This window comes from Shewanella sp. 10N.286.45.A1 (assembly GCF_041470405.1).
Taxonomy (GTDB): Bacteria; Pseudomonadota; Gammaproteobacteria; order Enterobacterales; family Shewanellaceae; genus Shewanella.
Map to the genome: position 1 here is coordinate 1 of NZ_JBFRMK010000172.1, position 10812 is coordinate 10812.

At 41.1% G+C, this 10812-nt stretch carries 10 protein-coding genes; 2 read left to right on the forward strand and 8 right to left on the reverse strand.

Going from position 1 to position 10812, the window contains the following annotated elements:
• Positions 1 to 352: 352 nt before the first annotated feature.
• The 8 genes from AB4238_RS13525 to AB4238_RS13560 form a co-directional block, all read right to left on the reverse strand.
• A complete protein-coding gene (locus AB4238_RS13525) occupies positions 353 to 682 on the reverse strand; it encodes a hypothetical protein (protein ID WP_372033897.1) in 330 nt (109 codons plus the stop codon).
• Between the two features lie 274 nt (positions 683 to 956).
• The gene (locus AB4238_RS13530) at positions 957 to 1232 is read right to left on the reverse strand and encodes a hypothetical protein (protein ID WP_372033898.1); all 276 of its coding nucleotides are present in this window, start codon (positions 1230 to 1232) and stop codon (positions 957 to 959) included.
• A 177-nt stretch (positions 1233 to 1409) separates the two neighbouring features.
• The gene (locus AB4238_RS13535) at positions 1410 to 1823 is read right to left on the reverse strand and encodes a hypothetical protein (protein ID WP_372033899.1); all 414 of its coding nucleotides are present in this window, start codon (positions 1821 to 1823) and stop codon (positions 1410 to 1412) included.
• A 189-nt stretch (positions 1824 to 2012) separates the two neighbouring features.
• Complete coding sequence (locus AB4238_RS13540) at positions 2013 to 2672, reverse strand: hypothetical protein (RefSeq protein ID WP_372033900.1); 660 nt, start codon at positions 2670 to 2672, stop codon at positions 2013 to 2015.
• 421 nt (positions 2673 to 3093) lie between these two features.
• The gene (locus AB4238_RS13545; RefSeq protein ID WP_372033901.1) at positions 3094 to 3540 is read right to left on the reverse strand and encodes a hypothetical protein; all 447 of its coding nucleotides are present in this window, start codon (positions 3538 to 3540) and stop codon (positions 3094 to 3096) included.
• Positions 3537 to 4232 (reverse strand): molecular chaperone, encoded by a 696-nt coding sequence (locus AB4238_RS13550; protein WP_372033902.1) that lies wholly within the window; start codon positions 4230 to 4232, stop codon positions 3537 to 3539. The genes AB4238_RS13545 and AB4238_RS13550 overlap by 4 nt, the downstream gene beginning before the upstream one ends.
• Positions 4233 to 4284: 52 nt before the next feature.
• Positions 4285 to 4911, reverse strand: coding sequence for a DMSO/selenate family reductase complex B subunit (locus AB4238_RS13555; RefSeq protein ID WP_372033903.1), 627 nt, complete (start codon positions 4909 to 4911; stop codon positions 4285 to 4287).
• An 11-nt stretch (positions 4912 to 4922) separates the two neighbouring features.
• Positions 4923 to 7478, reverse strand: coding sequence for a DMSO/selenate family reductase complex A subunit (locus AB4238_RS13560; protein WP_372033904.1), 2556 nt, complete (start codon positions 7476 to 7478; stop codon positions 4923 to 4925).
• Between the two features lie 1328 nt (positions 7479 to 8806).
• Between AB4238_RS13560 and AB4238_RS13565 the strand changes: the two genes are divergently transcribed.
• Together AB4238_RS13565 and AB4238_RS13570 are read left to right on the forward strand one after the other, a co-directional pair.
• The gene (locus AB4238_RS13565) at positions 8807 to 9043 is read left to right on the forward strand and encodes a hypothetical protein (RefSeq protein WP_372033905.1); all 237 of its coding nucleotides are present in this window, start codon (positions 8807 to 8809) and stop codon (positions 9041 to 9043) included.
• Positions 9044 to 10141: 1098 nt separating this feature from the next.
• Positions 10142 to 10750, forward strand: coding sequence for a peptidylprolyl isomerase (locus AB4238_RS13570; RefSeq protein WP_372033906.1), 609 nt, complete (start codon positions 10142 to 10144; stop codon positions 10748 to 10750).
• Positions 10751 to 10812 lie beyond the last annotated feature (62 nt).

The following is a 10812-nucleotide window of genomic DNA, read 5'->3' on the forward strand; positions in this document are numbered from 1 at the left end:
GCCCCTCTGTCTTTTCAATTCAAAGCGCATTGGTAAAGAAATGGTTATTCCCTTTTAAGCCAATGCAAAGCAGAAGTGGAAAGACTGAGGAGCTCACGTAGTGCGGCTGAGGTAAAAATTGGCAAAACGCTAAATAGTCAAACTTTTAATGCATTCGCTATTAATTGTTAAACCACAGAATAAAATTATGCTTCCAGAGCACACCGCATAGCTTCATGATGAGAAAAGGTAAGAGTTCGCATTAATAACTGTTCATTTATGTAGCAATCAATTATCAAGGCGGAAAAATAAAATTTCGCCCAACTGGCAAGGCTTGCAGCTCAGTGAGTGTTACTATTTATTGCTGTTTGGCCTATTCCTTCATATTGCTTTTTAAGTGCTCAATTGCCGCTTTTACTGAGTCTGGCATTTTTTTATCAGCGTACTTTATGTTTAGCAACTTTTCAGCAATCTCAGCATTCGCCGCTACAATAGGTTCTACGGCTACATGAGGGAATAAGCACAATACGCCGTCTATCGTACCAATACGCCAACCAGATTGCTTTCGACGGTCTTGGCGCTGACGCGCAGAGGTTGCATTATCACTTTGGTTATTGGCGAACTCTACATATTCTTTTCTGTCTTCAATAAAGCGCAGATCGGATTCATGTTCTCTATTGGTTCGGCTTTCTTTATCTGGCATTAATCATACTCCTTGTAAGCTTTGTTATCACCGTTGTAGTCCCTGCGCCATTAGCAGTAAACGGTAAGGCATTGTTTTTATATTGTATTCCCAGTAACTTTCTATCTGAAAGTTCCACAATGAACACTGTGCTAGCCTACCGATGCTTTAACACTGTTTGCTCCTAAAAAACTAACTAATCTTCTCCTTAGGTCTTATATGGGTCAATACACTCGCTTTGATTACATCACTTAAGTTTGTCCCCTTGCAGTGCTTTAGCTGTGCTCAGTACTCTTCATATTTGTAGTTCTTTAGTCCCCGCAAATTGAAGATAGATCCCAAAAGCAATACCCAGTGGTAAACACAACGAAGAGCAAACAATCAGCAACAAAAAAATAAAGTTGCTTTCATTACTGCAGTCTTTCCAACGAGCAAACATTATCGCCACTTGAAAGTAACTCAAAACGATGAACATGGTCAGTACGAACATGAGCAATGAAAGAGTTCCGTGAGTGATGGTAATCAACGGTATCGTTTCCCAGACTACCAGCCCAATTAAACAAACTAACACGACAAATACTGCTTGATAGCACGTATATGCCGACCGGTTAAAGTGACTTTCTTGAAGCTTGAGTATCGTGTTTAACTTATGTGTGTTAGTGAACATGGTGTTAACCTATTGTATTTATATAGCAACCGACGGTTGCTATTGTCTAGCTTCTCTATTGCAATTGTTGCCTACGTCACATTAACGGTAATTATCAACAATGAATTGCTGTGTCTGTTTAAGACAAGTGTCGATAGAATATCCAAAATGTGTCTTGGCTTTGTTAATATCAGCAACGCTATATTTTTCCTGCAACTGCTGAGCAGTCAACTTATGGGTATACAGATTTAATAGCTGTAGCACTTCAATATCGTTGTAGTTGACTAATTGTTGGCCCATGCAGTCATCATTTTGCATAATAGCTTGCTGAGTTAATAACGAAGCACGTAAAGCTAGATCTGCCTTGGTTAGAAATTTGCTGACAGCTGGCTGACTAACAGTGTAGATAAGCTCATCCCGAGTCATCTTCCCGTCAAAATACTTGTAAGGATGTGGCGTTACTGAACAGGCTGTTAACCCACCAGCAGCCAGTACGGTTAGTACTAATAGTTTCATGGAACTACCTTAGCGCAATGCTGCGCGTGTTCGTCATGCTCTTGCATGGCTGCTATAGCGAAAATACTCTAAGCTTGTTCTAAACGTTGATCATTAAACATTACTAATATTGTTTAATGAAACTGGTCAAAATTAGCAATCAAGCAACCTTTTATCTCTCAATGTTTGCATCCTTGTGGCCTTTAACCGTTATGGGAATATAGCGATTACCATTACAGCTAGGAGCAATAGCGCTGTACTCGTCTTATAAAATTTCAATGTGGTGCTATGGTTCTCACGTAACCTTTCAAGCTCAAGGGTTTGTTTTTCTTTCAGAGTTTCAGTGGCGTTAATTAAATTGCTCTTTGCAAACTCTTTAGTTTGAGCATTACGCTCTCTTACTGTCTGCTGTTCTCCGCTGATGAGGTCGTAAACATATGCGGCTATTTCGGTGAAGTACACACCTGTCTTTTCTGGCGTACGCATAAGTATCGCGTGAAACTTGGCGAAAAAGAGTGAATCAAAAATTAACCGATTGTGAATAGTTAATAGGTGATCTTCAGTTAAGGCATTTAGCAAGTTATCGCCTATTTCATCATCTATACATTCAAAAAGATTAAGCGCCGAGACTAAAGTACTAAAGCTATATGCAGATTTATTACAATAAACACTGAGTTCAAAACGAACCTGTCCTTCCGATACGTTATTGCCACAGCTAAGACTGCGATATAAAGGCATTAGCTCATGGAGGTAACGTAAATCTTTAGATTGAGCAAACCGGGCCGAACTAACGGTATCGTCAAATGGGAACGCATGAGGCGTGAACCTTGTCTGATGCTTAAAGTGGTGAACATTGCTTAAAGCTTCCATATTATTTACCTCACGATGTTATAAAAACCTGAAACGACTTCTAATACTCATACTGCAACCATTGGTAGCGCAATAATGTGATCGGAAACAAAAAACGCATAATAATTCTGAAAACGGTTATTCATGCTCATCTATACGAAGGCTGAGCTTTATTGGTTAAGATGGTAAATATCATTGATGATAACGTGCTTACTGTGAGTAAATTAATGCTTCAGCCATTATAAATTTCGCTTACTATATAGCTAAACTAATCAACACCACCGACTAAAGTTAGCTCGATTAAATTTCCCCTCTTAGTTATATTGAGGTAAAGCTCATATCACAGCCAATGGATTAACCACAACCCATGTAAAAGCTACGTATGCTTTGATACAGCAAATCGAATAAGGCTCATTTATCGCTTAAATGTGCTTGCTAGGCATTAAGACATTGAACGCATTTCTCTTAACGCAGCCACAGTTAGCGCTTGGGATTGAGCAGCGAACTTTTTAATTAACTTAATATCTTTTATCGCTTGTGGATCGCTAACCTTGTCCTCTAAATCGTTTGCTACTCGTAAAGTAATAGACATTAATATTTGCTGGCTATGAGTTAACTCTTCATTACCTTGAATCTGTTTAATAAATAGCGGGCAATAAGCCGCAAATAGCGCTTTCAGTAACACATGCTCTGTTACTGGTCTTACGTCTAGCAAGTCAGGTGCTTCCACTGCAACAATGGCAGCCAGTACATTGCTAAATGATTCTATCGTCGTACTCCAGGAGTAAAATAAGTCGTGATATTGGGGCGAGACAACAAGACGTTTAACGACCTCCTGAGCAAAGTTACTTTTATGGAATTGTTGCCTGGTCGCCTCAATAACACTCACTGGTTGATCGCTGTAACGTGTGTAGCAGGAAAAACACCAAGCTCACTACTGATAGCATCTAATAAATCCTTGAGCAAATAAGCCATACCGATATAAAAGTGTGTATTAGCATGAGTTAGACTTGCAGCAATGAAGCTATCTGACCAAGTTAAAACATGCTTCGATAGTAAGATGCTTAAAACTAGTCTTGCTTTATTGCCATCCTCTCCACCTGTTACCATAATATCTAAAAGTTGGGATATGACGGCCAAAATAATACCCATATGATCAATTGGTTGGTTCTCTTTTAACGTAACATTAATCTCGTTGGCTCTAAAAAATGCTGCCAGCTCATGTGTCGTGTCACCGTTTAATGCTTGATCCTCACTTAACCAACATGAACCCCAAGGTAACGCATTAGGCATACCGGCTCCGAAATACAACTGGCCATAATCGAGCTTGAGTCGCGTAAGTTCCTCAAAACTGTACTGTTCTATATACATTGATAAATGGTGTAAACCTTTGGTGTATTCCAAAGTATCGGCATTCATATGCCATGTTTTCGTAATCTCACTATCTTTAAGCAGTTCAATAAAGTCATTCTCAGGGTAATCCACCAGAGCAACGCTTAATATTTTAGCGATACCTGCAGATTCCGCAGCATCAAAAAAAGTGGCCTTTCTAGGCTTGGCTTGTTTCGCGATATCATTCATGGCGCTTGTTCCTATGATTTATTGGGCGCTCAGCGTTGAGCGCCCATAGTTTTTACACTTCTCGAGCGTTAATAACCTTTGTTGGTTTACTACCATGCTTGTTACGCTTAATAATAAGCGATGCCATGGTGGCTTTTTGATCTGGTAATGGCGCCAAGTGCGGATCACTATCACCGTATTTGGCACGCAGCTCTTCCATATCGCCAAAATCAAGTGCGTGCAATGGGCATGACTCAACACAAATAGGCTTAAGTCCTATCTCTAAGCGATCAATACAACCGTCACACTTGGTCATCTTGCGCCGTTCGGTATCGATCTGAGGTGCGTCATAAGGACAAGCGCTCGCGCACATGCCACAACCAATACACTTCTCGTCATCTGGTAGTACAAGTCCTGTTTTTTCATCCTTATGGACTGCTCCTACCGGGCAAGCTGCAGTACAAGCAGGCAACCCACAATGGTTGCAACTTACAGAAGTATAAAACGCGTGAACGTCGTTATTAAAACTGCCGTCAGCATTCCCTTGGAAAGTACCACCAGCACTTTCATAAACTCTGCGCCAAATTAAACCGTCCTTAAGATCAGAACGCGACTTACAAGAAACGTGGCAGGTTTTACAACCAGTACACTTGCTTTGGTCAAAGTAGAAGCCTAATACAACTTTCTTTTCTTCACTCATGGTCTTAACTCCTATGCTCTACGCACTTGCACGCGGTTGGTATGTTGTGGGTTACCTTTGGCGTATGGCGATGGTTGGTAATGAGTCACAGTGTTTAAACAACCACCTTCGTCAATCGGCCTGCCTTGTTCATCTAACCGGTTTAAGTTAGGTGCGTACCATGCGCCTTGACCAAGTGCCGCGACTCGAGGCATTACCCTAATTGTAATTTTTACCGGAACTTCCAGTGTGCCATAAGCGCTAGACACCCTTACTAAGTCACCATCGCTTAAACCACGCTCTTGAGCGTCAACAGGATTCATCCATACGGCATCTTCTACCGCTTCACGTAGCCATGGCACGTTATGGTAGCTTGAGTGAGTACGACCTTTGGTGTGGTAGCCAACTAACTGCAAAGGATAATCAGTATCAACATCTTTCGAACTATCTTCATACCCTCCCCAAGTAGGTTGATATTTAGGTAAAGCGGTTACGTAATCCCCTTGAACTGACTTATTGAAAGTACGCTCTACCGCAAACTTAGCCATATTGACAGAGTACATCTCCAGTTTGCCGCTTGGCGTACTTAGTGGATTACCGCCACTAATGAACGAGTCCATTGAGATCACCGGTTCAGGGTTGGCATAATGGAAAATACCGATTTCTTGTGCTTCTTTGAACGTCGGTGGCATAGGTGGAATGGAGTTCGCGTTGGCAGGTTTAGCTATTGCAGCAGCGTAACAAGCTTCCATCCATTCTTCTTCAGTTTTGCCCTCTGTGTATTCCGCTTCCATTCCCATAGCCTTTGCGATAACTAGGCCTTGCTGGAAGTAATCACGACACTCCCACATAGGTTCAACACCCTTCATAGCTGTAACGTAGCCGGTGTTACCTGCAGCATAAGAAGCAGAAACAAAGTCGTCAGTTTCTAACCACGAAGTGTCAGGCAGTAGAATGTCCGCGAACTTAGCACTAGGCGTCATCCAACAGTCGCTCACCACGATGAATTCACATAGCGATTCATCTTCTAGCGTCTTAGCGGTGAGGCTAGTTTCTGAGTGTTGGTTGATTAACGCATTTGAGTTAAGTGCGAAAATACACTTAACACCAGTCTTAAGCGGCGTGTCGAGATCTTCAAGGCCGCCAACATCATGTGTACGACCCGTCATATTTTTATGATTACGGATTGCTTCTTCCCAGTTGTAGAAACAGATAGTCGTTTTCACTGGGTTAGATAAGCCGCTAATACCTTGAGTGCTTAAACCTGAGCGACCTTGCGATGGCATAGCGCCATTACTGGTACCAAGACGGCCAACTTGATTAAATACCCAAGGCAGCATGTAGCATGAACGCATAGCCTGCTCGCCATTGGCGTGGCGGTTTACACCGGCGCCGGTAACGATAAAGGCATTAGCTGCGCCCATCAATTGACTAGCGATATGCTTAATCTTATCTGCAGAGATCCCACAGATTTTAGCCGCCCAATCAGGAGTGCGAGCGCCATCAGCAGCAAACTTGCCAACGCCCATAATGTAATCATGGAAGTTTTCTTCCGGGTCGACATACTGCGCTAATTCATCTCCTGCACCTTCTAGCTGTTTTTTAAGTGCTTCTAATGATGCTTTGTCGAAACCGGATACGTGCTTATCCATAAATTCTTGGTCAACGTGACCTTGCGAAATCGCTTCATACATTAACGCTTCCGCAAAAGCGGAGTCTGTACCCGGTCTGATCCCGTGCCACTCGTCCTCTTTACCTAAGCATGAGTCGGTATAACGAGGGTCGACCATAATAACTTTACAGCTAGGGTTTGCCTTAAGAGCTTCTAAAAAGTCACGGCCCTCGCCGGAACCAGATTGGCGCATCTCACTAGGGTTATAGCCAATACCTAAGAATAGATCTGAGTTTTTAATACCGTTGAGCGTTGAGCCACTGGTGCCATAATGACCGGTAGCTTTAGACGCATAATTAAGTTGCTGCCATGAATAGTTACCTTGAATACGTAAGTAACCACCGTTAAGAGAAAGTATGCGGTTGAACCAGCTAGATGATTTTACAGAGTAATACGCACCAGTTCCGTAAAGCTTGAGAATAGATTCATTACCATATTGTTGTGCTATATTCTGAATCTTGTTGGCTATCTCTGCGCCAGCTTCCTCCCAACTAATTGGTACAAACTCACCAGAACCACGTTTACCAACACGCTTCATCGGACGCTTGATACGATCAGGAGCAAGGGTTCGTTGTTTAAGTGAACGTCCGCGAGCACAAGCGCGAACTTGGTGTATTTCGCCAGCCTTATCTTCAATATTGAGGTCAGATTCAACATTTCGAATAGTGCCGTCTTCATTGGTAAAAATTTTTACAGGACAGTTAGAACCACAGTTAACCAAGCAGGCGCTATAGCCATGTGGTTTTGGAATTTCAACTACGGGAGGTTTTACCGGTATTGATGGATCAATCGGTGTCCAATCAATACCTTTATCGGGAGATGTTACCGGTAGAGTCTTCTTATCGCTACCACAGCCCACTAATACTGCGCCCGCAGTTAGTGCGCTAGTCGCTTGCAGAAATGTACGTCTTTTCATTTCTAATGCCTCTTTGCGTTCCAGTTAAATGCGCTTTTTGAAGCGCTCCTACAAAGATTCAATTTGTAATTATCGCTGTAACCTTTGTTCTTTTATTGTGTCCCTGTATTTTTCTGCAACAATTGGTTGCAAGTAATTATGTGACATAGAAACGTGTATTTTTTTTTAACTAGGGGTAAAAAGTGAGCTAGTTCAAACTTGAATTTTTATTGTTTCGCAAAAGCTAATATATTTTGTGATCGTACTCATATTTTGGTTCTCACTACATCTAATTAGCGATAAAACACAATGACGAGGCGGAAGTGAGGTAACAGTTTCCCCATGAGCTGTAAGGTAAAGATTCATGAAAAGACAGTGGTTTACATTCGATGAAATCAATGACCAACCTTGAAAGTGATCAAAACTATAATTTCATTATTTTCAATGCCTTAACTATACAAAACTTAAAGAGCACCTCACATTAAAAGATTTTGGAGCAATGCTGTATGAAAAAAACCGCGGGCTATTTGTTACAGCGTTAGGTGATCAATTGGCCAAGTAGATTCGCAACCAGTATTAATCATGCAGCCAATAACTAGCTATAGAGTCTATTTTTATCAGTTTACAATGCCGTGACATGCGGCGTTTGGAAGCATGATTAGTCAACCATATAACGGCAAATCAGTTGCAACTTTCCTTTTTCCCACTCTTTTTTATGCATGATGAATAAACAGCACCTTAGCCCTCTTAATTTTTGGAATTAGGCACTGTTTCATTAAATGTAGATGGTCATCGTTTACAGTTTTCTTAGTAGAATTTGCCCTCACCCGTCGCTCCAAATTGATACAGCGCTAAGCCTGTACTTCAAACGTAGAGCTCTCATTAACTTTTAAATGCAACAATAAAACCTTGTTTATATTGAATTAGCAACAAAGCCACTACGTTCAACACAAAGAGTTCACAGTCTAATAGGACGATTAGTGACTAAAATCACAAACGCTATATTTAAGCAACCATAGGTAGCGATACAGCTTGAATGATACATATATAGGCGTAATGTAAATTATAAGTTTGGCGCGTGAATATATTACAAATAAAGATATAGAGATAAGCGGTTATCGAGACTACTGAAGGATTCCGGTAGTCGCACTCGGACCAATACAAAAGCCTTGACCAGAATCTACATCAATAATCTTACAAGTGGGGTACAGGTTACTGAAAATAGACAAGCACATGCTACTACTTATGCTAAGTCGCATGCTGTATCGCAGAGCATAAGGATGTGGGCTGTAAACGCAAGATATCAACAACTAGTTTATCCACTAACTATCCAATGCGAGGATTGACCCATGAACAATAACTACCCAGCTAATACACTAATAGAAATGCAGCACCGCATGACGCTTAAGTCTCATATAGACAACGCGGCGCATATACAGTTAGAGCTATTAGCCAATGGCGCAAACATTAAAGAGTCTAACCGGATACTAAGCAAGCTCACTACTAAAGGAGATAAGCAAGCATTTAAACTTTTCATTCTCACCTGCATTGGCGGTAATGAAACTAACAAGCATGAATTGCTTTAAAGCCATATTTGCAAACCCTAGTGATAAACCTGTAGCAACTCGTATCTATAAAAATATCCTGTCAGCAAAAAGTAAGCTGTCTTAAGCAACAAATACTGACCTTGTGTGGATAGCGAGTAACAAGGCTAGATAGCGTCGCTATCTAAAAGACCATTTATTCGGATTACAGTAAGACAACGAATAAGCTAGACCAACGACTTTTGGAAGCAAGTTGTCTTTAATGCAGCAACGGCTCCTAAGATGAAACATGAGCCTTTCTGACAGAACAACAAGCTAATCATCCGAAAAGTCAAAAGTAGTTATGGATCTTTCAGCCGACTGTTCAACGGTATCGCTCCAAACGAGATAAAGGTTGTTGATCATTATCCTGTTTGTGTTTGCTAATGTAACAACTGATATGAAAGTAGATTTTATATATTTTCACCCGCTCTGTTTCAAGTTTTCTCCCGATACAGAGCAAGGTCTATATCAACTAAATGCAATGAATCACCACCACAAAAAAGTAGAAAATACAGCCAAAGAACAACCCAATACATCTAGGTTCTGCTGCTCTTTCATGGTTGTTTTTACGGCAATTTCTTGGCCATTTTGGCAAGGTAGAGACTATGTAGTGTAGTGATTCTTCCCAAAGAGCCTTTAACGCTGAAAAAATGGCCAAGAAATGCTGTCCTTTGGATCCGTTTCATTGCTTCTATTCTTTTATGATTAGAATACGTTATGAACGCTTCACTTAGCTGGCTACGCGTCATCGCTCAAGCCTTGCACTAGAAGCATTATTCTTTACGGTAAAGAATCGGACAAAACCTCAGCACGAAAGATCTACAGCCCCTCAAGACTGCAGATTAAAGCAGCTAACAATTCAGCAATACAAGCAGAAATGCTCAACTTTTTTTGACATGATAACCTCTATTCTAGGCACACGATTGGACAAGTTGAACTGCGACATTTTGTAACTTTGGCAACTGAACTATTGCGAGCCAACCCACAACATGTAAACTCACCGCAACAAACGCCCTACAAACAAAAACATAAACAACACATTTATTGGATAATTTGTCCTCTTTAAATGTTGGTTATAAATAATATAAAGGTTCAAATATGAAGAAGCTGTTGCCGCTAATAACTTGTCTGTCTATCGCTGCATGCGGATCCGATAGCGCGGATTCGCCAACACCTCCAGTCAAAGCTCCAGAGCTAAAAGCTGATATCTGTTATTTAATGGCAACCACCAAAGGGGACATGACACTAGCAATAGATTTAACCAATGTGCCTGTTACCGGGCAGAATTTTAAAACTTATGCCGATAGTGGTTTTTATCAAGAAACACTCTTTCATCGCACTATCAGTAACTTTATGGTACAAGGCGGTGGCTTAACGACAGGGCTAGTATCAAAGCCTGGTAATGACCCAATCATTAATGAAGCCAGTGTCGGGATCAGCAACTCTCGCGGTACCATCGCAATGGCACGAACTAATGATCCAAACTCTGCGACTTCACAATTTTTTATTAATGTATTAGATAATCCACAATTGGACGCTAGTGCTTCTAGTGATGGCTATGCAGTATTTGGTCAGGTTGTTTCTGGAATGGATATCGCCGACCAAATCAGTATTGTCGCAACCCATACAACAGGTGGCCGCTCAGATGTTCCGGTAGACGAGATTGTAATTAATTCAGTTACTGAAATTGGCTGTCCGGTGAATTAAATAGATTATAAATAATCTTGAAATAAAAACGGGAGTAGATAAATATCTACTCCCGTTTTTAT